At 47.9% G+C, this 24,850-nt stretch carries 17 protein-coding genes; 7 read left to right on the top strand and 10 right to left on the bottom strand.

Features of this window, described 5'->3' with window-relative positions; genetic code table 11:
• Positions 1 to 1,236 precede the first annotated feature (1,236 nt).
• The 7 genes from IEY34_RS24870 to IEY34_RS24900 form a co-directional block, all read right to left on the bottom strand.
• The gene (locus tag IEY34_RS24870) at positions 1,237 to 3,198 is read right to left on the bottom strand and encodes a glycoside hydrolase family 15 protein (protein ID WP_189016473.1); all 1,962 of its coding nucleotides are present in this window, start codon (positions 3,196 to 3,198) and stop codon (positions 1,237 to 1,239) included.
• Between the two features lie 219 nt (positions 3,199 to 3,417).
• The gene (locus tag IEY34_RS24875; protein ID WP_189016476.1) at positions 3,418 to 6,405 is read right to left on the bottom strand and encodes a 1,4-alpha-glucan branching protein domain-containing protein; all 2,988 of its coding nucleotides are present in this window, start codon (positions 6,403 to 6,405) and stop codon (positions 3,418 to 3,420) included.
• The gene (locus IEY34_RS24880) at positions 6,402 to 6,962 is read right to left on the bottom strand and encodes a DUF4912 domain-containing protein (protein WP_268240175.1); all 561 of its coding nucleotides are present in this window, start codon (positions 6,960 to 6,962) and stop codon (positions 6,402 to 6,404) included. Before IEY34_RS24880 ends, IEY34_RS24875 begins: the two co-directional genes overlap by 4 nt.
• A 119-nt stretch (positions 6,963 to 7,081) precedes the next feature.
• Entirely contained in the window at positions 7,082 to 7,294 is a 213-nt protein-coding gene (locus tag IEY34_RS24885; RefSeq protein ID WP_229757836.1) for a KTSC domain-containing protein, read from the bottom strand.
• A gap of 73 nt (positions 7,295 to 7,367) precedes the next feature.
• A complete protein-coding gene (locus tag IEY34_RS24890; protein WP_189016485.1) occupies positions 7,368 to 9,776 on the bottom strand; it encodes a sugar phosphate nucleotidyltransferase in 2,409 nt (802 codons plus the stop codon).
• Between the two features lie 38 nt (positions 9,777 to 9,814).
• Positions 9,815 to 12,502 carry a 1,4-alpha-glucan branching protein domain-containing protein gene (locus IEY34_RS24895; protein WP_189016488.1) on the bottom strand — a complete coding sequence of 896 codons (2,688 nt, stop codon included), beginning with the start codon at positions 12,500 to 12,502 and terminating at the stop codon, positions 9,815 to 9,817.
• A 9-nt stretch (positions 12,503 to 12,511) separates the two neighbouring features.
• Positions 12,512 to 13,018 carry a DUF4912 domain-containing protein gene (locus tag IEY34_RS24900; RefSeq protein ID WP_189016491.1) on the bottom strand — a complete coding sequence of 169 codons (507 nt, stop codon included), beginning with the start codon at positions 13,016 to 13,018 and terminating at the stop codon, positions 12,512 to 12,514.
• A gap of 221 nt (positions 13,019 to 13,239) precedes the next feature.
• Here IEY34_RS24900 and IEY34_RS24905 point away from each other — a divergent pair, with 221 nt between their 5' ends.
• Complete coding sequence (locus tag IEY34_RS24905; RefSeq protein ID WP_189016494.1) at positions 13,240 to 13,662, top strand: hypothetical protein; 423 nt, start codon at positions 13,240 to 13,242, stop codon at positions 13,660 to 13,662.
• 981 nt (positions 13,663 to 14,643) lie between these two features.
• Here IEY34_RS24905 and IEY34_RS24910 read toward each other — a convergent pair.
• The gene (locus tag IEY34_RS24910) at positions 14,644 to 15,417 is read right to left on the bottom strand and encodes a LytR/AlgR family response regulator transcription factor (protein ID WP_189016497.1); all 774 of its coding nucleotides are present in this window, start codon (positions 15,415 to 15,417) and stop codon (positions 14,644 to 14,646) included.
• 179 nt (positions 15,418 to 15,596) lie between these two features.
• Between IEY34_RS24910 and IEY34_RS24915 the strand changes: the two genes are divergently transcribed.
• Positions 15,597 to 16,226 (top strand): hypothetical protein, encoded by a 630-nt coding sequence (locus tag IEY34_RS24915; protein WP_189016500.1) that lies wholly within the window; start codon positions 15,597 to 15,599, stop codon positions 16,224 to 16,226.
• Here the strand turns inward: IEY34_RS24915 and IEY34_RS24920 are convergent.
• Positions 16,197 to 16,847 carry a helix-turn-helix domain-containing protein gene (locus IEY34_RS24920; protein ID WP_189016503.1) on the bottom strand — a complete coding sequence of 217 codons (651 nt, stop codon included), beginning with the start codon at positions 16,845 to 16,847 and terminating at the stop codon, positions 16,197 to 16,199. The two genes, IEY34_RS24915 and IEY34_RS24920, sit on opposite strands and share 30 nt — an antisense overlap.
• 198 nt (positions 16,848 to 17,045) lie before the next feature.
• Between IEY34_RS24920 and sigI the strand changes: the two genes are divergently transcribed.
• The 4 genes from sigI (at position 17,046) to IEY34_RS24940 (ending at position 22,013) form a co-directional block, all read left to right on the top strand.
• Positions 17,046 to 17,825: an RNA polymerase sigma factor SigI gene (sigI, locus tag IEY34_RS24925; protein WP_189016506.1), complete on the top strand. Its 780-nt coding sequence runs from the start codon at positions 17,046 to 17,048 to the stop codon at positions 17,823 to 17,825.
• A gap of 29 nt (positions 17,826 to 17,854) precedes the next feature.
• Entirely contained in the window at positions 17,855 to 19,315 is a 1,461-nt protein-coding gene (locus tag IEY34_RS24930) for an anti-sigma-I factor RsgI family protein (RefSeq protein ID WP_189016508.1), read from the top strand.
• Between the two features lie 145 nt (positions 19,316 to 19,460).
• A complete protein-coding gene (locus IEY34_RS24935) occupies positions 19,461 to 20,474 on the top strand; it encodes an aldo/keto reductase (protein WP_189016511.1) in 1,014 nt (337 codons plus the stop codon).
• A 27-nt stretch (positions 20,475 to 20,501) separates the two neighbouring features.
• On the top strand, positions 20,502 to 22,013 hold the full coding sequence (locus IEY34_RS24940) for a leucyl aminopeptidase (RefSeq protein ID WP_189016513.1): 1,512 nt from the start codon (positions 20,502 to 20,504) through the stop codon (positions 22,011 to 22,013).
• Between the two features lie 875 nt (positions 22,014 to 22,888).
• On the opposite strand, the gene IEY34_RS24945 is transcribed toward IEY34_RS24940, so the two are convergent.
• A complete protein-coding gene (locus IEY34_RS24945; protein WP_189016516.1) occupies positions 22,889 to 23,446 on the bottom strand; it encodes a hypothetical protein in 558 nt (185 codons plus the stop codon).
• Positions 23,447 to 23,576: 130 nt separating this feature from the next.
• Between IEY34_RS24945 and IEY34_RS24950 the strand changes: the two genes are divergently transcribed.
• Positions 23,577 to 24,848: an MFS transporter gene (locus tag IEY34_RS24950; protein WP_189016519.1), complete on the top strand. Its 1,272-nt coding sequence runs from the start codon at positions 23,577 to 23,579 to the stop codon at positions 24,846 to 24,848.
• The last annotated feature ends 2 nt before the right edge of the window (positions 24,849 to 24,850 follow it).

Here is a 24,850-nt window from a genome sequence, read left to right on the forward strand (position 1 = left end):
AGTTCAACCCTCTCTCAAGTGTGTGGTAGTGGTACTAAACACTTCGAGATTTGGGGAGGTACTCCCTTTTTTGCGCCTTAAATACTCAGATGGGGTAAGGCTTTTGAATTATGAAATTCATTCAATAAAATAAAAATTGGAAGGCAATAAGATGATGACAATCGAAATTGATACCATTTTTAATGTAAGGAGCATATAAACCAGCTTTAGTTCTTGAAACACTTGCAATGGAAATTATTAAAAACGAAGAAGCGCCACAATGCAAGTCCTTTATATCATGGGAAAATGGAGGGGATTTACAACTCTAATGGTGATATTGTTACCGATCCAGTAAATGAAGGAACTTATAACTTCGCTTCCCCCCTTCTGTCCATACGAATTTGGATGTAATACCTTACTATATTTGGGGTAATTCCTCAGAAGATACAACAACCATTGCAGATAGAACAGTTTGGGCTAACGTTAAAGCGGGGTGGGGTTGGGTATGGAAAAAAATAACAAAATAAAGGTGAGCGAAATACTATGAATCATCTTTTCAAAAAGGCAATAATTATAGGTGTAATTGCATGGGTTGCACTTCTGTTAACAACATCTATAAGTTTATTTAATTTGGAGGGTATAGTTCATAATTCAGTTACTAAGCCAGTTCAGATAATTATAATATTCCTAACATTATTAACTGTAGTAATATCCTTCTTGCCAATAGTTGGAGTTTTACTTGCATTTATTGGTTATTTTAAGCATAAACATTTAAAGTATTTTATAATCGGTTTCACCTTAAATGTATTATATATTGTGCTAATAGTTCTTATTTTCATTAGAGCTATTAAAATTGTATTATCTGCTATGATTAGCGTTTAAATCAAATCAACCACCTTGCGAGTAAACATCGTAAGGTGGTTCTTCTTTTTTGATTTGGAGAATGAAGATGAAGAATAATATTAAAGCAATCGGAAAATACGAAACAATAGCCAGCAGGTGATTGCAGATGCGTTGGGGGTAATGATTACAGCAGTCAACATATGGGAGAGTAGGAAATTCGTCTTTAGATTTGTTTAAGGATTGTTTATGCAAAATGATTCTGATGTAATGGCTATTCACAACGAGAACCGACTAGCTACCATTTAGGTCGTGGTAAAAAGGTGCATGTCAGAAAGTAATTTAATTGTGCAGTTGCGTAAAAAAAACCTCCCGGAATGAACAAATGTTCAATTCCGCAGAGGTAGAGGTTCATACTTACTTCGACAACTGTTTGTATTTATTCAAATACTTCACAACGGTAAGCACGTAAGTCGCGTGAGACCAAGTGAGTGGAGCAACGGAAACCGGATCACCAGTGAAAGGATCGAGCTGCTCCGAGAGCACGCCACTTTCCATCGCATGTTTGACGACCCATTCAAGCGTTTGACGCGGGGCTTCGAGTTCAGCCAACGTTTTGGCGTATTCGATTTCCCATTCGGCAATCCATAATGTACAGATGATCCATGGGTTTCCTGGGACATTCTCAATATCCGTTGAGCGTTGGAAGTAATAATCATGATGATAGCGGGCAGAGCCTCCAACTTCGGTTTTGATCGTGAGACCGGCTTTATTCGCTCGCATCGTGCCCACAACCCGCTCGTCGTCAGCAGGCAGAACGCCGAATTCGAAGATACCGTAGACAGAGCTCTCGAGCGTCATATCTTTGACCCATTCGCCATCCTCCATATACAAGCCGCGAACGAAACGTCCTTCATTTTCGTCCCACAGATGCTTGAGGATACCGGATTTGATTTTCTCCGCGGTATGCTTGTAGCGATTGCTTCGCTCTTCGTCACCAAACAAGTTGCTGAAGTTGGAAGCCGCGATCAATCCGCCATACACGGCAGAAGCGGTGAACGTATAAATACCATAGCGCTCTTCCCATAAATCGTAACTCGGTTTCGGCAAGTTCAGCTCCTGATCAATGTACGTGGACATGAATCGAGCTGCTCGGCGAATGAGGTTGCGATACAGGGATTGCGCAAATTCAAGGCTTCCATTTTTCTGAAAATCTTGCCAAAGGGCAAACAAGACTAGCGCGGTTTCATCCTCTTGAATCGGAAGCTGCACACGTCCGGAATGGATATACGGATGCCAGCTGGAGCCGACGGTGCCGTCAGGATTGTATTTATGATGCAAATACCCTTCAGGCGACAGCACGTTAGCGCAGAAATTAAAGAAGGGAATAATCATGCCTTGGTAGCCAGCCATCGACATGGAGTAGGCGATTAAAGCGCCGTCCCGCGGCCACATATAGCTGTAATGATCACGGTTGCTCTGCATAATGTCCGAATCATTCGCCGCGATGATTGCTCCATTCACATCCGTTTGAGTACGGACAAGCAGTAGACTTTGTTTGAAGAGGCGCTGAACGTCCGTATTCAGATCAAAATAATCGCGATCAATTTTATTGGCCCACCGCTGCCAGTAGACCGTTACACGATCCAGCAGTTTGCCAGGATGGCTATCTTTGACATAAGCATCTAGCTTCTTCACTTCTTCCAAGTTCTTGCCTGCACCCATCCAGTAGTAGAGCGTCTGGTTGGCGTTAGGTGGTACGAACAAGCGGAAGGAGATCGTGCTGTCGACAGAACCTTGGGCGATGGCATTCCCCATGAGGTGGCCATCTTCCGCATCGCGCCATGTGCCTTCGGCGTTATAGAACCTTTTGACACCGGTAGAATATTGATAAATGCCTTCTGTGCCTGTGCTGCCATTAAACATAAAATAACGGTCTTTTTTATAATGGAATACTGTATTGGTTAAGGGATAGTAAGCGGCTGTATCTCCAACTTCGGTTTCATTGATGAGCAAATCCTGATTGAAGAACATCCGTACTTCGCGGACGGTGCTTTTGTGATTGGTGATTTGAATCCGTTTCAAGTAAATGTCCTCGCGCTGGTGTACGCCATCATTCATAAGCAAGGTAACACCGAGACCGGGATGCGTGGCTGTCACTTCGGTGACGAGTGAATCTTCTACATAACCGAGCTTGAATTGCCATTCGGGGGCATTCAACCAAGCGAATTCACCATCTACCCAAATACCTACGCGGCATTGGTAACCGCCAATATGGTTAAGCTGGCCTACGAAAGGATAATACAGATCTCGCATGTAGGAATGCTGATCGAGGTTAATAAGGAATTTACCGTTTCCGATGACCAGATGTCTAGGCATTAAAATCACTTCCCCCACTCGTTTGTTTGATCGCGAATTCAGAACCCGTCCTTGAGGTATCCACATCGGGATATCGCGTTTCTCGCAATGCTATTGCAGGACTTAGCAGCACAGGGCTTGCCAATAGGTTACCTAATTATTACCAAGGAATCAATGATTCTTTGAAAAAATTCTGAAAATTTCGACTGGGTACGCTTACAATTGGCATAGTTCTCCATATTATTTGATTATTTCCTTCTGATGCAGGATTATACCTGATTCACGATTTTGCTGGAAAATCAATTTATTGTAAGCTTCAATTGTCAATGTGCCGATAGGTGCCCAGCTAAAAATAGCGCTGACTTTGGATAAGGCTTCCTTCGTTAGTTGGGATGAAAATAAAGGTTCCTGGAAAAGCTTATCGATTTGCCTGGCAAGCGCATGTATGTCATCTGGAGGAACTTGTAAACCGTTGACTTCATGGTCGACAATTTCGGCTAGACCTCCTGTATCTGAAACGATCAGCGGGGTTCCGCTTGCCATGGCTTCCAAGGCGACGAGACCGAATGGTTCGTACAGACTCGGGAACACACAGAGCTCGGCCTGATGCAGCAGCAGGTTCTTATCCGATTCATCCAGGAAACCAACAAAACAGACGCGATCTCCCAGCGGAGCGGCAAGTTGTTGAAGTCTTTCAAGTTCTGGTCCAGCACCTGCGACCACTAATTTGGCTTGGGGAAAATGTTTGAGCACGAGACGCATCGCGGCAATCAGGATGTGTACGCCTTTTTCGTACACAAGTCTGCCCAGGAATGCGATGATTTTATTAGGTGAATGACCATCAAATAAGGCGGAAGCGAGCAGCGAGTTCGCTGTCTTGGGCGAGTCAACCGGAATAAGAAAGGGCATAACCCCATTCGGAATAACGCTTATCTTATGCTCAGGGACCTCAAAAAGTTTCTGTATTTCCTGCTGCATAAATAAACTGCATACAATTAAGTGGTCTGCCACAGCAGTCAGCTTGCGTTCCAGAATATGAATGCGTTGTTGGACCGGCGTATCCAGGTTTCCTTGATTACGGCCATATTCTGTGGCATGGATGGTTGCAAGAAGCGGGATTTGCAAACTTTGCTTGCTCTCATTTGCCGCATAATAAACGAGCCAATCATGCGCATGCAGAATATCAAATCGCAGTCCTTGCTCGGATAGGTGCGCGATCGTTTGCGTGAAAGCCAGGTTCATTTGAAAAACCCAGTCGAGAAACGGGATGGCTTCACCAGATTGCAGGATGTTTGCGCGATGGATATGTACGCCTTCGGATCTTTCATAGGGCAGACAACTGTCAGTTAGGCATGTAATAACATGTATCTCATGGCCGGAAGCGGCCAGTTGCTTGGATAAATCGCAAACTGCTCTAGCCAAGCCACCGATGACATGGGGAGGATATTCCCACGCCAGCATAAGGATGCGTAAAGGAGGGTTGGCCGCTTTATTGGCTAAAGAATTAAGTTTCGGTTGGGATAATGAAGCGCTAAAAGGGCTGCCAAGCGTACTATTCTTAGCATAAATGGAGGCAGTGGGTTGGAATAGACGATAGTGAAGCTCGGGTAAAAAGGGTGATTTTTTTTCTAAAGGAATGACGAGCTCAGCAAGCTCTCTATCTGCAACTGCTGAGTCCAATGCGTGCAGCAAGTGATGTAGATTGGCGCAATGGCTTTCGATCCGATGGATGGCGTAATCGGTTACGGTCTGGGCGTCGAGAATGAACGTCCAGTCGCTGCTTTGCGCGAGCATCAGTTCTCGCGCTGCTTGGTTGAGCGCCCGCTGCTGCATCTTCGACAGCAGCTGCGGGTCCGCGTGCTTCTGCGCAGCAAGCACGAGCCGATCCTCCGCTGCGTGCAGCTGCGGATGGACCCACTGGCTGCGCGGCTGCAGCCAGACCTCGGCATAGCCGCCACGGCCCCAGCTGGACACGGGAAGCTCTGCTTCCGTGGTCGGCGCATGGGCGGCGGCGTAGGCGCCTAACGTAGTCGTGTCCACGACTACGCCCAAGGCCCTAGCTGCGGCGAAGCCGCGCAGCACAGCTTCCAACCACTGGTGGCCTTCGTACCACCAGTGTCCGAACAGCTCGGCATCGTATGGGCATACGATGACTGGGGGCTGCGCAGGCTCCGCTTCGCGGCCTGCTTCCGCCAGCGCCTCGCGCGAGCGAGCGAGGCGCTCAAGCTGCGCCACCCGGCTGGCGACGAAATGCTCAGCATGCTGCTGAGCTTTCTGAGCCGCGCGCGCCGGGTGGTAGGGCTCTTTGGCGTCACCAGCGCCGGTGACGCGATAGTACTTGAAGCCCGTATGAATGCGTGCGCCGTCCGGCAGCACATAGGGCTTCAAGTATTCCCACTCGGCCCCGCCGCCCTGGCCGAGATCATAGCCGATATCGCGATAATATTCGCGATAGTCGGCGTCGCTCGGGTAGCCGACTTCGGCGCTCCACACGTGAGCGCCGGCTTCGAGATCCCGAGCGAAGGCGCAGGCGCCGCTTGACGTGCGCAGCGGCAATCCGCGATCCGCCGCATTATGCGCATGCGCGTCAACGACGAAATAGCGCAGACCCAGCGCCTGCAAATGCGGCTCCAGCGCAGGCGTGTACCCACACTCCGGCAGCCAGATGCCAGCCGGAGCAGATCCGAGATGCCGCCGGAATTCCTGCACGGCGGCTTCCAACTGCGCGCGCAGCACCACATCGTTCTTGACCAAGGGCAAGAACGCATGTGTCGCTGCGCAGGTGATTAATTCCAAGCAGCCTGCGCTTCTGAGGCTGCGGAACTTCCCGATGAGATCGCCTCGCAGGCGATCGTATATAACAAGCAGCCGATGATAATGATCGGCGTATAGTCGGGCAGTGGGGCTGAAGTCCTGATGCCCCCACAGACGAATCACTTCGCGCTGAGACAGTTCGCACAAGGCAACCAAATGCTGGCGAAGCCTCATTTGCAAGTGCGAATCCGCCAACATGGCGAGGAGCGGAGGAGACAGCGAGAGGGTGAGTTGGAATGAAACACGCTCCTCCTGAAGCCGGTCCATCATTTCAATCAGCGGCAGATAGCTGTCCACTACCGCTTCGAAAAACCAACGTTCTTCCAACGTGATCTCGTCCTTGTCATGACGTACATAAGGAATATGGGCATGCAGAAGCAAAGCAACATAGCCGTGTACATGTGAGCTGCTCAATCCATATCGCCTCCGGATTCTGTATCTGCAGGGTATGCGTTCTTAGGCGCATAAACCGAATAGGCAGAGAAATGTTCAAAAGGTATGGGGTTCATTCGTTCTAAGGAAAGGGCCATAGGCCGGTATAGGAGGATTTGTTCATTGATTGTAGATGGATTAGGATCGGTACCGTCGATAAGACGGTGCGAAATGTGAAGCGTATTGGAACGCAGCAGCATGATAAACGGGCCCGACTCATTCCGAATACCGAGGTCGCTGACATATTGGCGACCGGGCAGGCAACCGCCGATAAAGCAAGAATCTCCTGAAGGCAGAGGAAGCTCCGACATCGTTTCTGTCAGCTGTCCGTCGATGGCTGGATGATCAGATCTTTCGCGCAGGAGAAGTGTGGGCTGAAGATCCCGCCACTCCGCTTGGAAGTGTTCTTGTACCAGTCTGCTTGTTCTTGCGGAAAGCTGCCAATACACAAACAGAACAGTCGGGGACTGTACAAGCATATGCAGTGTGTCCTGATCGAAACGATGCGTGGAGAGAGCTTGGATAGAAATCGGACTCACCTTTTCTAGGGAAATAGTGGGATGATGCAGCGTTAAGCTTTGAGCAATATTGTAGCATATGCAGGATAGAAACGAAAAATCTCCTCCTTATGGAAAAGGGGGAGATCACGAGTTAACCTTCACTTGGTAGGGCTTTGACCTTCCATGTACCGGGTTTCCGTTAGTCTCATTAAGGAGTCATATCGATTTGCCGATGTAAATATGAGTTGATATTCATCCTGCTTTACATTGGTATACGAGGCTTTAAAACCGGTATGATATTGCACTGTCATGCTCGAGGATTGATCGTCATATTGCACAAAAGCAATCTGTCTGGAAACGCTCGGAATCATATTCACGCCGCTCTCCCCTTCATCTTGAGACTTAGGCCAACACGAATTGGATCTATCTGTACTATAGGTATGCTTATTGGAGAACGTTTAGAATGTGCTCACGGTAGGATTGGACAAGCTGCTCGGCCAGCTCCGGTGCCGTAGACTGCGCAACGAGTTGGAAAACAGGGTCATCGCTATCGGGCAGCAGCAGAATCCAACTGTCATCGTGATAAAACTTAATCCCGTCGACCAGATCTACAGGGGTATCCTTCGTTCGCTCCATCATTCTCCGCATCACTTCCCCTTTCGAGTCCCAAGGGCAATCAATGCGCTCCCGGTGAAGATGCAGGCGAGGGAATAAATTCAGCAGCGTCGTGAGCGGTAGGCCTGTTCGATCCAAATGGAGGACAACCAGTCCGATGGCGAACAGAGCATCAAACAACGGGTGCATCCTTGATTCATGTGTTACTTCCTGAATCGCACGCTGATCTTCCTTGGTTCGAATGATCTTGGTCCCTAGTCCCTCGGCGATGCTTTCGAGCAGTGTCGGGGCACTGACCGGGGCGCCAATGGTGCCGCCTGGACGGCTGTGCAGATAACACAGATACAGAAAGACCGTCTGCAAGTCGCTATCCACCTGTGTGCCTGTTTCCGTCCACAGCTGAAAGCTGCGGCCATCGTCATTCATACGCAGCCCAAGATTCGCGCCGGATAGAGGAATGAATTGGTGAAGGGGCTCCAGTGTACTGGCGGAAGTAATATGGATAGCATCGCTGCCTAACTGTTTGAAAAAGGGGACGATAAAAGGCTGAAGCCAGGAACTTGCTTCAATCACAATGCGCATAGGAGGGAGAGTCGAATGCGTTCTTTCCTCGCTAATTTCTTGGGACAAGGCATTGATGTAGGTCTGGAACCAATGAGTTTCGTCTCTGTAGCTGCCTATGGCTTGTATGGAAGCCCGGGCATAGTCTTCCTGCCAGAAGCTGTTTTCCACTTTCCGTTCGATGGACTTAGGGATCGGAAGTCCTTCCGCATCCAGGCAAGATAGACAGATGGCCTCCATGTCATTCCCGGGCCAAGCAAGATGAATTCCGCCCGCAGCGCCCAAATGGCGAATAGCGAAGCAAGCGGCAGGCGCAAAACCATCGCCTAAATCCACAACATGGGTACCGACCGATTGTAAACCAGACGTCAATGTACGCTTTAATAAGCGAGTGAAAGGATGGGGAGCGCAGCTAACGGTAAGCGTCTTGCCGTAGGCTAAGGTTGCTCCGTAGGCTGTAGCGAATCTGGCAACCATTTCCGGTGTTAAATCCAGATTGGGAATGCCACTGACCCCATTCGTCTTGAATAATGTCTTCGCCGCGTGGTCTCCCCAAATATAAGAAGAATGAATACGGGTTTTTTCGCGAATTTGCTTATAGGGCCAAATCTTCACGTTGGGCTCAATCCGACTGTTCGCGCCAATGACCACATGATTGCCAATCACAGAACCGTCTCCGAAGTAAGAGGCTTCTTTGGAAATGATTCGACTGGTCAGTGTGGAGCCGGCTAATTCGTTGTAAGGCGCGAGATGATTATGGTCCCACAAAATGCTGCGAGTTACTTTGCTGCCTCGGGAGAGTCGATTGTTTTGACCAATAATGCAGTACTCGCCAAGTTCGGTTCCGGCTTCGATAATCGTCCCTGAGCCAATATAAGCGGGTCCGGTTACCTGAGACGCTGAATGAATATCAACGTCATCTGCCAGATAAACGCGAGGACGTATTTGTTTCCCGTGGATAGTTAGCTGCACCTTGCCGTCCAACATATCGAACTGCGTTTGACGGTATTGCTGCAGATTGCCTATGTCCATCCAGTAGCCAGGGCTGATATACCCATAAAGGCTGTTCTGCTCTTGCAGCAAATCAGGAAAAAGCTGCTGGCTGAAGTCGAACTCCTGTCCCTGTGGAACACGTTCAAGCATTTCAGGCTCCAGAATATAAATCCCGGTATTGACCGTATCGCTGAATACTTCTCCCCAGCTCGGTTTTTCCAAAAATCGTGTAATCTGCCCTTGCGAATTGGTCATGACGACTCCATATTCCAAGGGATGGCTGACGCGAGTCAAGACGAGTGTAGCTTTGGCTTGTTTTTCTTTGTGAAAAGCAAGAGCATGCTGCAGATCGAAATCCGTCAGCGCGTCTCCGCTAATGACCAAGAAAGTTTCGTCTAGAAAGGCCTGCGCCTGTTTGACGCTTCCGGCTGTACCTAGTGGACTCGTTTCTTCAAAATAATGAAGATTCACATCGTAAGCCTGCCCGTCGCCAAAATAATCGCGAATGACATCTGGCTTGTACTGCATAGTCACGGCGATATCTTGAATGCCATGTTTGCGAAGCAGTTCAATAATATAAGCCATACAGGGCCTTCCAAGAAGAGGCACCATAGGCTTGGGCAGATGACAAGTCAGGGGACGAAGCCGCGTTCCTTTGCCTCCGGCCATAATAACAGCCTTCATGGGGATGACCTCCTTCGCTATTCTTTACTTGCTCAGGCTTAATGCTTGGCGATTGCTTCAATGGCAAGCTGACCATGAGTCAGCCTCCTGTACTCATCTTGAATTTGCTCGGCAATATGCGCCCATTGGTAGTGCTGCTGCAGCAGCTGATAAGCACTATCGGCCATCTGCAGCGCTAGCTGCGGTTGCAGCAGCATTTCGGATACGTGCCATGCCAATGAGTCCACATGTCCAGGCAGCGCTTTGAAGCCATCGACCCCATGTCGAATGATCTCAGCTAATCCGCCGGTATCGGAGAGGATAAGGGGCCTTTTATGCGCTATAGCTTCCAGCGCGACAATACCGAATGGTTCATACAAGCTAGGGATCACACAAACTTCAGCAGCTTGATACAGCTGCGTTCGATAGTCATCACTTACAAAACCGGCAAAGGCGACACGATCCCCCAAATGAGCTGAATTCGCGCGAAGCTCAGCTTCCATAGGCCCAGACCCGGCGATAACGAGCTTCGCTTGCGGGACGTGGGAAAGGATGGCGGGCATCGCCGCAATCAGGATTTGAATCCCTTTTTCATAAACCAATCTGCCAATGTAAAAAATCACTTTATCTTGCTGACCCGCAATGACAGGTCGATGGACTGGCGCCAAACTCACTTGGGTTTCAATGCCGTTCGGATGAACGCTCACCTTATCAGGCGGGAGGTGGAAGATACGTTCCACTTCCTCTTTCATGTAGGCGCTGCATACAAAAACTCGGCTTGCTTCGTAAGTTAGCTTCCATTCCAGTTGATGAATCTTATTTTGCAGGTCGGCGTAGAGATTTCCTTGATTTCTGCCCCATTCCGTTGCGTGGATGGTGGCAATCAAGGGGATGCCGTAACTGGCCTTGATTTCCCTGGCGGTATGAAAAACCATCCAATCATGCGCATGAAGAAGATCAATCCTCCCCCCGTTCTCCCGCCAACGCACCAAATGATCGATCATCGCCAGATTCATTTCGAATGCCCAGTGATAGAAGTGGGTATTCCCAGAATGATCAATTGGAAGTCTATGTACATAAACACCGTTCATCATTTCAAAAGCCGGTGCGCCTTGAACCGAAGTGGTAATGACGTGAATGATTTCCCCGCGAGCTGCCAACGCTTCAGAAAGTTCGTGAACGGCTCTGGATAAGCCGCCGACTTGTTTGGGTGGATATTCCCAAGCGAGCATGAACACATTGGTGCGGTGACTTGTTTCTGCAAGCAATGTTTCCCAATCAGCTAAACTTGGAATAATAGGGATAGGGGAGAGCTTGTGGATGCTAATGTAATCCTGATAGCGGATATCGGCGAAAATAGGATTTCTTTCCTCAAGCGCAGTTAGATGATCTTCCTCGACGAGTTCCCGGTCTATTTGATCACAGAGATGATGAAAGTTTCCAAGGTGATCTTTCGTTCGGCGAACGGCATAGTCGACGTCGGTTTGCGAATCCATGATGAACGCCCAGTCGCTGCTTTGGGCCAGCATAAGTTCGCGGGCTGCTTGATTCAAAGTCCGTTTCAGCACTTGAGCGCTCAATTTCCCATGGCGTGCCAGATGTTCATGCTTGGTCGCCAACCGAATCATGCGCTCTTCAGCCTGATGAAGATGCCGATAGATCCAGTCGTTATGCCCCTGCAGCCACATTTCGGCTGAATGGTTGCGGCCCCAACTGGATTCGTTTAATTTGCCGACATCGGCTATGGGGTATTCGTCCAGATATTCACTGGGTGTAATCATCTTGATGGCATGCTGGTCGAGATGAATTTTACGGCATAGCTGCTCAAGGAAAGCAGGACCTTCATACCAACAGTGACCGAATAATTCGGCATCAAAGGAAGAAACGATGATAGGCTTGCGATCAAGCCAATGAAGCCAGTGCTGGGCTTGCTTGTGACGGTTGGCGAGGAAATCTTCCGCATGCTTGGCGCTCCACACCTGACTCACCGATTCTGGATCGCACGGAAAAGCAGTCACTCCGTAAGGTGTCAGGAGCGGGGCCATCAGTTCTCGATTAGGTTGGGGAGCGGCGAAGGCCACCGCCGAAGAATCGGTAAAGAAATAATCAACGCCCGCTTGCTTCAAAATACGATCTATGCCTGGCGTATAACCGCATTCCGGCAGCCAAAAGCCGCGGGGCTTTCGGCCAAAATGCCCCTCATATGTACGAACGGCGGTCATGATCTGCGCTCGGATCGCTTCCTCGGTTTTCATGAGAGGCAGATAACCATGGGTAGCGGCAGAAGTTACGATTTCGATAAGACCTAGATCCTGAAATACTTTAAAGGCCGCAACCACATCACCCTGACAGCTCTCGTACATCATCTGCAGCTCCCGGAAACGCTCTGAGCAGCGCCGGGCAAGCGGCAAGAGGGCTGTAGCGTTAGCTAAACGCAGCTGTTCAGCAGCTGCAAGTTGGATCTGTTTCTGGAGGTAGACACGATATCTTTCCTGCATAAGCGGATCGCTAAACAAGGATATGAGCGTAGGCGTCATCGCAAAGGTAAGGCGGAAATCAATCTGATCATCATGAAGATGATTCATAACTTCTAATAAGGGTAAATAGGTTTCAGTCATAGCTTCGTAGAACCAGCATTCCTCCAGACAATCGTCTTGGTCCTGATGACGAATGAAAGGAAGGTGAGCATTCCATACAAGGGTGAGATTTCCCTTGAGCTCAGGCTTCTGTTTGATGCGGTTGATCAAGGGAGACATTCACCTCGCATAGGGAGAATAAGTTTGAATATTTTCAAAAAAACTTGGTGTAAGCCGATGAGAATGCTGAGCTGTTTGCGCTTCAGGCACAACGATTTGCAGCGGTTCTCCCCATGGGGCTTCGGAGTCCCTCGGTGTCGCCACACAATTGGAGCGAAGCAGGGGAATGAAGTCATGTTCCCAAGTATAGGTGCCGATATCAACGAGATACGTGCGATTCGCAGCTAGTTGATGAAAGTACCAATTCGCAGCTTCAGGCGTCGTGACCACATCCCAGGAAGCATGCGCATTATTGCCATCGAAGTATTGATGAGTCACATCGTACAAGCGAAGGACTTTGGGCATAACGCCATAATCACATTCAAAATGCTGAGACAAGAGCCATCTGCGCCTGTCACTTATTTCCCAATATACATAGAGCGAATTCGCGTTTACTACCATAAGATGGAGTAAGTCCTTGTTGTAGCGGTCCGGAACCTCGAACCCCGCGATTGGCAAAGTTTTCAAGGCGATTCCTCGTTTCATGAAAAATGCTTTTCAACACGATCTTTTGACTCTACAAGCATTCGCCTTTCCACAGAAAAATATGCGCAGATTGCTAAAATCTAGCTGTCTTCTAAAAAAGGAATTTCCACCTTTTAAGGCGAATATATTGAGTAATCCGGGTAAACAAATTTGTGCTTACGAAGCTAGCTTTCCTTGCGGAGAGCTCTAAGGGAGGGATATCCATGAGTTTTTGTTGTGGAGCCAGTATGATTGGAACAAAAGGTACACTAAAGCATATTCGTACGCAAATACACAATGTGCCGATTCTCTTCTGCCCGGTATGTCACCGTATTGAAGTTCACTATTTGGTAGAGAACGAATATGAGATCTTAGCGGAATATGCCCATGGCGACGGGGCGGCAGAGGTTGATTTTCTGGAATACGTGGATGGCAAGGACCACTTGCTTCACGACAATTGCGTCAATCATGAGGGCGAAGAGCCTTTGGATATTGTTCGCAGCCAGATTGATATGGCGCTCGATTTGTTGGGTGTTGCCAAGAGTATCGACGATACCGAGTGGGAAGAGCAGCTCAAGAAGCGATTGAAAATGCTGAGCGCACGCCGGGACAGGCTAAAGAATAAGAAAACCTCTAAGAATATGTAGGGGTTTGGAAGATATAAAGAACGAAAACCGCTGGCACTCTTTTTTGAGTCGCAGCGGTTTTTTGTTTATGAATATAAAGCCTTCAGCCGCAGAGATGTGCAAAGAAACGGGCGCCCCGTATATCTAACCAAAAATGGTGAAGGTGATTTAGTAGTCATGGATATCGCTGCATTTGCGAGACGTGAAAGTATGTTTAAACTGAGAGTAATGTAGAAGCCGCTAAGAAGCTTATGCAAAAATTTACAAGTTCAGCGAAAACGCTGGAGACATTGCCAGATTGCAATCCGTGGTTATCTGACCCTTCATTACAGATTAATAAATATCGAAAGCTATTATTCAACAAGCGATACCTCATCGTATACCAAATAAAAAAGAGTACGGTTTATGTTGATTTTATTATAGATTGCAGGAATGATTATACGTGGCTTTTATAGAGTAGAAGGAAAGCTGGGCAAGTGCTGTAGGTTGTAATTCACTTTAAAATGAACAGGGGGGAGCAGTTTGCCGAGAGGCATCTGCTCCTTGTTTTAATTTAGAAAAGATTGCATTACCGAAGTCAATGGTAGCCACGCTGCCCTTCCCTTTTTCCATTGTAAACACGAGCTTTAGCTTTTCAACTTGTGCAATGGGCACCGTAATATCTTGTGCATCTTGCCCGTCTTTCACTTGAAAAGCAGCTAAAAGCTTCTAATAAGAAATTTGTAGGTTTTGGAGTGAACGTGGAGGGAGGGAACTACAGTCCGCTATTTTAGCCAAAAGTGTCATTATCGCCAGGTTGTGGGAACTATAGGGCGCTATTTTACTGTTTCATGAGAAATTCAGCGCTTTTCGTGGAAATAAGACCCTGTAGTTCCGCCATTGCCCAAGAATCCCTACTATTTGTCTAAATAGCGTCCTACAGTTCCCTTAGCAGGATTTGCCGCTTTCAAGAGGCACATCTCTTAAAAGCGGAGAAGTTGTTTTCTCGATTTGTTTACGAGACTACTGCGTCTCAAGCAGCAATCTAGCAAACTCTTTTTGCAAATTTCTGCTCAATGGCACCTTAACTGCCGTGTGATTCAAGTGAATAAGGAAGCGACGCGAGGTGGGGAATCCGCTCTCTTTGACATATGAAACAACGTGCCGCATGTTCACGAGAAAGCCTTTAAACGGACTGAACATGAATGGCGAACTCTGGGCCAGGATATCTGACAGGTTGGTACTGGAGGCCATTTGGGCCCCATTCATCAAGTGAATTCGGGTTAAGCGCTTGTCTTCTTTCTCTATGAAAAGAATGGAATTCTCGGAGATCGGGAGTGTTGATTTCTGATTTTTGACCGTAATCCAAGTGGCGGATTTAGGTTTAGGAACTTCGATAAACTGACTTCGTTCCAGTTGGATTTCATCTATAGCTTTGCGGATAGCCGCTTGAAACTTGGGTAGCATAACGGGCTTTGATAGGAAGTAGACGGATCCTAAGTCATGGAAACTCGTCAACACATGTTCAATATTCGTGGTGCCGCTGACCATAATCACTTTTTGCCGGTACCCGGCTCCTCGCAAGGACTGCACCATGGTGATCCCATCTAGATTCCCCTCCAAGCCAATATCGACCAGCAAAATATCAGGCTGCAGCTCATTGTACATGCCAATAAATTGTTCGCCATCGGAGACGATGCAGATGACTTTCAATCCGCATTGCTCACTATAGCTTTCGAGCAGCTTGCCTACCCAGTAATTATCTTCCACGATTGCAACTGTAAAACGGTGGCTCATACGCTTATCGCACTCCAATTCTCTCACCAATGGCTCCCTGCACACGGTCAACTTACACTCAGAAACAGCCAACTTAGTCCACTTTGAACGCAAAAGAACTGTAATCTTGTATAGTTCTAGATGTACATATAAGTTCAGTAGACAACCTAAGAGTATGCTTGGAAATGAGGGGTTTGGCATTGTTTATATGGGTGAAACTGATCCTAACTTGTCTTGATTTTGTGCCGATGATCCTGCTTTCATTGGTGCTTTTCCGCCAAAGAATAAAACCGTTCCGGATACAAATATCGCTCGCTGCGCTTGCAGGAACGCTTGTCACTTTTTTCGATAACTGGCCTTTATTTTATGTCAGTATTATTTGTGCAGCACTCATGATCGTCTGGAAATTTAGTCTGGTGCCTTCTTTGATTATTGCTTTATCGGGTTACTTTTTATCTGTCATCGTATCCACAGGTGTGCTTATTGGGTGTGATATGATGGATTGGATTTCTTACGCTGAGCTGGAAACAGATCTGAACACTTCCACGATGGTTCTGTTGATCGCACTGATAACCAAATTCACCATGCTGTTTGCGCTCTTGAAACTGCGGTTGGGGTTCACTTTTTTGACCCACTATACAAGAATACCGTTCACGCATGAGAATGCGGGATTTTATTTGTTCATCATCGTCGTTATCGTTGGCATCACTTATCGCCACTCTTATCCGGATAGTGTGCTGAGCGCTCTGATGCCTATCCAAATGTTAAGCGTGGCTACCGTGCTTTTCATCTATGTTATGCTAAGTAAAGAGCTTCGCTTTCAACGATGAGAGGTATGCGCCAGGATTAGTTTCGGTAAATTGTCCAGTATTTAGGGCGGCATAATCAAGCAGGATCTGATGATATTTCTTTTGCGGCAAAGCGGCAATGGTCACGCCAGAGGCATCTTCCGCAGAATCAAAAAAAAGTTTGCCTTCAGAGGGGGCATACTTTTTTATTTTGTGCAGATTTACGAACAGATGCATATCTAATTTAACAAAATCATGTTCGATTAGTGTGTCGATAAAAGTGGTGAAGGCAACGAGTGATTCTACATTCTCTTCTACGACAGCATCTCCTGATACATAGGTAATCGTTTTGATACCAAACTCAACATACCAAACGGCATCCAGTTGAACGGAGTGTGCGCTTTGAGGTATTTGCATAGTTGACGCTTCTTCCAAATAACCTGCTTTTATTAACAAATCCGTATAGGGATATTGATAGGCTTGGGCTAATTTCCTTAGCGTGTCCGGGGATGGCTTGATCACATCATTCGTGGTACGATTACGTCCAAGCTCCAAATCTCTGATATAAGCGTGGGATAATCCACATTTATTGGCAACTTTACGCAAGGACATTTTACCTCGTAGGGTCTCAAGAAACTTACCAAATTGATTGCTTTGTTCCATTGGAAACACACCTCCTTCCCTTGATTGTAATGGATTATGAGCGAAAATGAAATCGCCATCAAAGGTTTTATTTGCCATTAGGTGCTGTTTTGTACATCTATGTTATAATAAATCTACTTTTTATTTAAGTTTTTCAAACATCATACCCCCCTAATTATTATACATAAGGACGAAACTACTATACTGTGAGGTGGAAAGGTGCTACTGGTACTATTCAAAAAGTTCCTTGGGAAGAAGCAGTCCCAGGGACAAAGTGAACCCCATGCCTCTTCCCTTGAGGTTACAATCCATCAAATTCAAGCAGGAGACCTACGACTAAGGAACCAATTTATTTCGGACTACCAGCCCTACGTAGCCAAGGTGACGAGCAGGTTCTGTAAACGATATATTGATCCGGCGCGCGATGATGAATTTAGTATTGCTCTAGGGGCATTTAACGAAGCGATTAATCAATACTCTTCTGTGATGGGCAGATCCTTTCTAGGATTTGCTGAAACCGTGATGCGGAGAAGACTTATTGATTTCTTGCGTAAAGAGCAGCGTTTCAAAGGCCAGATTCCCTACAGCTCATTCGATCAAGAGGATGAGGAAGATAATCTGCTGAATCCAATTGAGGTTCATCAAGCTATTGAAGCTTATGAGAAGCAGAAAGGTCTTGAAGAACGACGGCATGAAATTATTGATTTTAGCCAAATCTTGCGTGATTTCGATATTGAATTTTCTGAGCTGACAGACGCGTCTCCCAAACACGATGATTCCAGACAGATGCTGTTCGGTATCGGACGCACACTAGCACAGGATGCAGAACTTATGCGTACTCTTCTAACCAAAAGGCAGCTGCCCATTAAAGAACTGCTCGAGCAAGTACAGGTTTCCAGAAAAACGTTGGAGCGAAACCGCAAATATTTGATAGCCATCGCTCTCATCTTCAACGGACCCTTTCCTTACTTGCGGGATTATTTGCATATTAGAGAATGAGGACAGCATAAAGAAGGGAAGAACAGCGCATGAACAAGGGAATCGTAATGGAATTAAGCGAAAACTCCATTATTGTCATGAATCCAGAGGGTCGATTTGAAAAGCTTCCAAGGGGAACACGCAATTGTGAGGTTGGGGAAGAAATTATATTTACGCCTGCTGCACGGCGTTTGCAGATCCCGCAATTGGCGATTATATCAGGTATGGCAGCTGCTATTCTTGTATGCTTTGTATTAATATCAACATTGACCGGAAATGTGCCAAGTGGCCAAGTCGTTGCCTACGTAACGATCGATATAAATCCAAGTGTCGAGATTGGCATCGATAATGACGAAGTCGTGCAAGATTTGCATGGCCTGAACTCAGATGGTGATGATTTAATTAGCACGCTGGAGTTCAAGGGCAAATCTCTTGCAGCTGTGACTTCAGATATTCTCGATAAAGCGGAGCAAGGTGCGCTGGCTAGGGGAGAAGGCGACATCATTATCAGCTCAACGGTTGTCGAGCAGAAGACGGTCGTGAACGACGAAGCCATCGCAACGAAGCTCAAGGCGCAGGTCAGCAAGCATATTGAAGAGGCGCATCCGAATCAGGTCAATAACTATGGCGTCACTGCCTTTGCAGCACCGCAGGAAATAAGACAGGAAGCCAAAGCCAGCGGGGTTTCGGCCGGGAAGTATGCGGTTTATCTGAATGCGGTTGATAATGGGGCCAAAGTATCGCTCGACGATATCAAAACGGTATCCATTCATCAGTTGGCGAAGGATAATGGCGGACTTGATAAGTTGGTCAAACCGGATAAACCGATTGATAAATCATCTTTGCAGCGGTTAGTTGCCGAAGAGAAGTCAGGTAAGCTGAGTGAGCGAATTCAGCAAATCCAAAATGAAAAGTCGGACAGAGAGACAAACAACGACAAGAATGCTAAAAACAGCCCGACAAGCAATACAAAGAACGGAAATAACGGAAATAACGGAAATAACGGCAAAGCTACACCTAAGCCGACAGCGACACCTAAGGGTGATCGCAACAATAGTAACAATAGCAATAACAACAATAAAAATGATAAGAATGACCGAAATGACAGCAAGAATGACAAAAATGAGACTAAGAACGATGGCAAGAACGGTCGGAATGACAATAAGAATGATAATGACAACAAGAATAATAATGACAACAAGAATAATAATGATAATAGAAATGACAATAAAAATGATGATCGTAAACCGACCCCAAAGCCGGGACGTTCGGATGATGACGATGATGATGATCCCAAGAATGGGTCATCCAGCAAGCCGAAACCTACAGCAACGCCTAGCGCAAAACCTACGGCCAAACCGACCAGTTCCAGTAAGCCGACCTTAAAGCCTACGGCTAAACCAACGGCGACGCCTAAGGGGAACGATAGAAATTCGAATTTCCAATGGAACTGGAAAGATCGGGGAACAGACGCGAAGGATAACGGTAACGGTAACGGTTCTCGGGATTAGTTGAATTAGACTAACAAGCACTTTAGGAACTCTGCGATGCGGAGGGGCTAGAGTGCTTGTTGCGTTATCGGAGTTGTATTACAATAATAGTTGTGTTTACTAAGAACGAATAAATTTGTAGTTGTAGGGGAAGGGAGATAGAAGCTTGCGGTATTCAAGATTCGGTAAGTCTGGCTTCAATGTATCATCACTTGGCTTTGGTGCTATGAATCTGCCAAGTGTGCCCTTAGAACAAGCAAGAGAAGCATTGAATTATGCCTTGGACCACGGCATTAATTATATCGATACGGCGGCGGCCTATCGCAATAGTGAGGAAATTATTGGGGAATGCATTTCCCATCGCAGGGGAGAGTACTTCCTGGCGACGAAAACCGGGGCGCGTGATTATGAAACAGCCAAAGCGGAAATCGAACGAAGTCTGGTACGGATGAAGACGGACCATGTCGATTTGCTCCAGATTCACTACGTCAATTATGTGAGTGAATTTAAGAAGGCTATGGATGTGGAAGGAGCCTATAAAGCAGCCCTGGAAGCACAGCGGGAAGGGAAAGTTCGCTTTATTGGCATCTCGGGGCATCGCCCGGATTTGTTGACCAAGTGGATTGCCAAAGGGCAGTTCGCCCAGATTTTATTTCATCTGAATTTGGCTCAGCCGTTTGCTTTGGATGAGTTGATTCCCAAGGCAACGGAGATGGATTTAATGAAGGTAGCGATGAAGCCTTTGTCAGGTGGATTCATTCAACCGGTAGATCGTGCGATTCGTTATCCGTATAGCCAAGATGTGCATGTGACGATATCCGGTATGGTGAGCGTGAAGGAAGTTCAGGAGAACTTGGCTGCCCAAGAGGAAGCGGTTGGGACCAAGGAGCGTCAGGAACTTGAACAACTGGCTGCTGAACTCGGGCAGCATGATTGCAGACGCTGCAACTACTGTTCATGTCCATTAGAAATTTCTATACCAGATGTGATGATCGCGAGTAAATTCAGGGAAAAATTTGGTCTGCTGCCCAAAGGTCATGGATTTTTTGAACGGCAGAAGGAAAGAATAACAGGCTGCGCAGACCATGATCCATGCAAAGAAAAACCGCTTTGCGAGGATAAATGTCCTTATCATTTGCCGATGCAATCGGTCGTACAGAAGGCCGCCTCTTTTTATTAAATTGAACGAAGCAGGGAGATCGAAGCGATGTTTGCTAAAATTACGACGATTACAACAAGTGGGTATACGTCATTATTGGATAACGCAACAGGGGCAGACGCTATCCTAGTCTGCCTGAGTGAGGCTGAGCTGCGCCAGGAGATTATTCTCGGACAGCCGCAGCTCGATGAGGCCCTTGCGCGCATGCTGGCAAAGGGCCAAATCACTGGCGCCTCCGGCGAGCTTGAGGCGCTGCCCACTTATGGGCTGCTGCCGTACGCGTACGTGCTGGTTGCGGGGCTCGGCCCCGCAGCATCACGCGATACGCTGCGTGCAGCCGCGGTGTTCGCAAGCCGCAAGGCGCTTGCGCTTGGGGTAGAGAGCTTGGCGCTGAAGCTGCCAAGCGGGTTCGACAGCCGGTCCGCCGCCTCGGCGCTGACCGAAGGGCTGCTTCTCGGTACGTACCGCATCGCGGCGTACCGCAAGAGCGACCCGGCGCGCGCTGAGCTGCGCCGGGCGGTACTGCTCACAGAAGCGGCTGCGGATGCAGCGCTTCTGGAGGTGGCCATCGCAACCGCCTCGGCGGTTGCGGAGGGCACGAACTATGCCCGGGATCTGACGAACCTCCCGGGCAATAAGCTCGTTCCGGCTTCCCTCGCAGAGGAAGCCGTTCGGCTCGCCCAGCACTACGGCTTCGCCTGCGAAGTGCTGGACGAGCAAGAGATTGCCGCGCGCGGGATGGGCGGCCTCATCGCGGTTGGCGCAGGCAGCGTCAACCCGCCGCGCATGATCACCCTGCAGTATCAGGGTGATCCGGACTCCGCCGACGTGCTGGGCCTCGTCGGCAAGGGCGTGACCTTCGATACTGGCGGAATCTCGATGAAACGGCCCGATGGCATGGAAGAGATGATCAGTGATATGGGCGGAGCGGCCACACTGCTCGGAGCCCTGCACATCGTCGGTCAACTCAAGCCCAAGGTGAACTTGGTTGTCGTGATCCCAACGGCGGAGAACATGACATCAGGCGCAGCCTATCGTCCGGGTGACATCGTCACGCTGCTCAGCGGGCATTCCGTTGAAGTGCTGAATACAGATGCCGAAGGCCGCATTATTCTGGCTGAAGGAATTACATACGCCAAGCAGAAAGGCGCGACACGCCTCATTGATGTTGCTACCTTAACAGGCGCCATTCTGATTTGCTTTGCCGATATCGCGACAGGGGCTGTGACGAATGACGACTTGTTCCTGAAGCCGCTGCTCCAAGCTGCTTCCGCAGCAGGCGAGAAAGTGTGGCAGCTGCCCAACTATCCGGAATACCGCGCCATGCTCAAAAGCGATGTGGCTGATATCAAGAACTCCACATCGTCAGATCGCTGGGCGGGAGCCATTACCGCGGGATTATTCATCGGCTTCTTCGCTGAAGAAACGCCTTGGATCCACCTGGATACCGGCGGGACAGCTTGGTTATGGTCGGCCAAAGGCATCGAACCCAAAGGGGCAACAGGTGTCATGGTACGCACACTTGCCGCCTATCTGTGCGGAGAGCAACTGAATAGATGAACCAACGAAAGAGCCCTCACGGGCTCTTTTTCCATATCCTCACGATCTCTATTTCCATTAATCTCAAGCAATCTCTCGCGTTCCCACACGATCCCCATCGAGCCCGTAAGGTTGAAAAACAACCTTACCGCATAAGAAAAACCCGCCAAATCAGCGAATCGGCGCAGTTAACGCTGAAATACAGCGTTAAAGCTGCAGGATCAGCCGGGACCAAGCCCGTAAGGTTGCAAAACAACCTTACAGTATGAAAAAAGTACGCCAAATCAGCGAATCGGCGCAGTTAACGCTGAAATACAGCGTTAAAGCTGTAGGATCAGCCAGAACCAAGCCGGTAAGGTTGCAAAACAACCTTACCGCATGAGAAAAGCCCGCCAAATCAGCGAATCGGCGCAGTTAACGCTGAAATACAGCGTTAAAGCTGCAGGATCAGCCAGAACCAAGCCCATAAGGTTGAAAAACAACCTTACAGCATGAAAAAAGTACGCCAAATCAGCGAATCGGCGCAGTTAACGCTGAAATACAGCGTTAAAGCTGCAGGTCTTTTACCGACTGAGGTTCCCCAAGGCAGTGTGAAATCATTGAAATCCTCGGTGAATGGATTGGAGATGTCCACGAGGTTTTGCCAGCGAGCATCGCTTCATTGTCGCTGGCTCAGGTCGGCTTGAAGAGCCTCTGCCAATTCAACTGGTTTGACGTGTTCCCCGCCGTCTGCTTGCCATATTCGCAAGTGTGTGTCTGCCTTGGTTGCTGAGCTGGGACAGAAGCCTTCAATTATCCTTGCCTATGTCGCAGTCCGCACAGGGAGTACCACTGTGCCGGCGCTGCAACAAAGAAACACCCAGCCATCTTAGATGGCTGGGTGTTTCTCTGTTAATCTATGCGCCAATACTTTGACCCGTCGCAGCTGGCTGCGAGAGTGGACGCTGCAAGAGTTCAATGATATCAGACAATTGGATGACGAGGCGATTGACTTCGTTGGTTGTATAAGATAGCTGTTCCGTGCGCTGTTTGAGTTGTGCTAAAGAAATGCCGACCCAGTTTTTCTTGCTGCGGTGAAGAAAAAGATCATATTTTAAAACCGTCAACGTCGCGGCTAAAGGATCTGGTTTGATATACACATTTTTCATGATATCATCCAAATGGAAGAAAAGTTTCCCGCTGTTCCATTTCACATAACCTGGATCAAAATAGATGACCAGAAAATCAGCATCCGCTTGATCTTTGTTCTCCATTGTGATCAATCGGACAGCACCTTTGGCCTGATTCGGTTTAATGAATTGACCGGTTCGGATGTCAGGAAGAAAGGGAACAATGAGCAGCGGCCCCACGCTTGCGATATACAAATAAGTGGTTGACTGGAACACAAGAGAGAGTACAATGAAGATCAAAAAGAGTAATAAACTTGTGATAAGACCAAAATGGTTTGGTTTCATGGCTATTCGATGATCCCGCCTGACATGATAGATTAGGAAGTCAGTCCTATTTTACCATAAGCGCCCTATCTTTTGTAACTAGTAGATCTACTTATCACCCAAGAATTACAAATGGAGGCGAGGAAGACTCATGAATGTGCTGGATCGTTGGCGAAATCCTAGAAAGAAAATGTCTTCCAACCGTAAAAGTTTGCTGGTAGCTACGCTGGAAGGGTTCCCGGCAGTCATTATTTTCCAACTGCTGGGTGGACCGTTTTTAACGGGATACTTGTTGTATTTGGGAGCGACCTCAACGGAAATAGGTTTTGTTTTGGCTGTTACAACGGTTGTTAATATTATTCAAATCGGCATGGCTGTCATCATGCAAAAATTTAGAAATCGCAAGCGAATGCTGCTTATTTTTGCTTCCTCGCATCGAATCCTTTGGACCGCTGTTGGCGTTATTCCATTCGTCTTCCCGCAGGATATGTGGGTATTCATGTATATCGTGCTTTACACGGCTGCGCATTTAGGCAATGCGGCAGGCGGTATTGTCTGGACTTCGCTCATCAGCGATGCGGTGCCTGGGCCTATTCGCGGGCGATACTTTGGGCTGCGCAATACGATCCTGGGTGGCGTTAGTTCGCTCGCGCTTTTTGTTGGCGGGCAAATTTTGGACCGATATCCTGGCGGTCAGGGCTTTACTATTCTATTTATGATTTGTGCGGTGTGTGTCATTTTGAATATATCCGCTTTCTTTTTATATCCGAACCCGCCTTTCGAGCCCTCAACGGAATCCAACCCGGTCGGGATGATCGGCAAGCCGCTCAGAGATCGTGCTTTTCTTAAAGCGATTCTCTTCTTGGCCGTATTTTTATTCGTGCAGGGGGTGACCGTCCCACTTTTCTCTTATGTGATGCTCAAGTTAATGAAAATTAACTATGAAACAGTGTCATTAATTACTGTGGTACATACCTTGGTCATGATGGCGAGCTATTATGTGTGGGGAAATCTGAATGCACGGTTCAGCGCGCAAACTTTGCTGTTGTGGTCCTTGCCGATTATTGCCCTTGCTTGTTTATTGTGGGGAGCGATTGCTTTCATTCCAGCTATAGCCGTTTTGTATGCTGTTCATATTGTGCTTGGCGTAGGTCTGGGCGGGTTTAATCAGATGGTTTTTACATTTACGATTGGTGATACGCCTAAGAGCGAGCGGCCGATGTATATTGCGACATATTCGGCAATTACCGGATTTGCAGCTTTTTTAGGACCTATTTTTGGCGGAAAAGTGTATGCCTTGCTCATCGATGCCCCACTCTGGGTGCAGATTTATGGCGTTTCAACGATTGTAGGAGCTGTCTTGCTAGTGCTGGGCGTATTGGTTGGGCGATTGGTACTTGGAAAAGAATTGAGGAGGGAATAGGC

The organism is Paenibacillus marchantiophytorum, assembly GCF_014640555.1.
Classification (GTDB): Bacteria; Bacillota; Bacilli; order Paenibacillales; family NBRC-103111; genus Paenibacillus_E; species Paenibacillus_E marchantiophytorum.

Excerpts from the sequence above, each read along its gene's own strand:
- IEY34_RS24945 (WP_189016516.1), bottom strand. The coding sequence starts at position 23,446 with ATGAAACCAAACCATTTTGGTCTTATCACAAGTTTATTACTCTTTTTG.
- IEY34_RS24890 (WP_189016485.1), bottom strand. The coding sequence starts at position 9,776 with ATGAAGGCTGTTATTATGGCCGGAGGCAAAGGAACGCGGCTTCGTCCC.
- IEY34_RS24950 (WP_189016519.1), top strand. The coding sequence starts at position 23,577 with ATGAATGTGCTGGATCGTTGGCGAAATCCTAGAAAGAAAATGTCTTCC.
- IEY34_RS24885 (WP_229757836.1), bottom strand. The coding sequence starts at position 7,294 with ATGATTCCGAGCGTTTCCAGACAGATTGCTTTTGTGCAATATGACGAT.
- IEY34_RS24910 (WP_189016497.1), bottom strand. The coding sequence starts at position 15,417 with ATGAGCCACCGTTTTACAGTTGCAATCGTGGAAGATAATTACTGGGTA.
- IEY34_RS24940 (WP_189016513.1), top strand. The coding sequence starts at position 20,502 with ATGTTTGCTAAAATTACGACGATTACAACAAGTGGGTATACGTCATTA.
- IEY34_RS24905 (WP_189016494.1), top strand. The coding sequence starts at position 13,240 with ATGAGTTTTTGTTGTGGAGCCAGTATGATTGGAACAAAAGGTACACTA.
- IEY34_RS24870 (WP_189016473.1), bottom strand. The coding sequence starts at position 3,198 with ATGCCTAGACATCTGGTCATCGGAAACGGTAAATTCCTTATTAACCTC.
- IEY34_RS24930 (WP_189016508.1), top strand. The coding sequence starts at position 17,855 with ATGAACAAGGGAATCGTAATGGAATTAAGCGAAAACTCCATTATTGTC.
- IEY34_RS24920 (WP_189016503.1), bottom strand. The coding sequence starts at position 16,847 with ATGGAACAAAGCAATCAATTTGGTAAGTTTCTTGAGACCCTACGAGGT.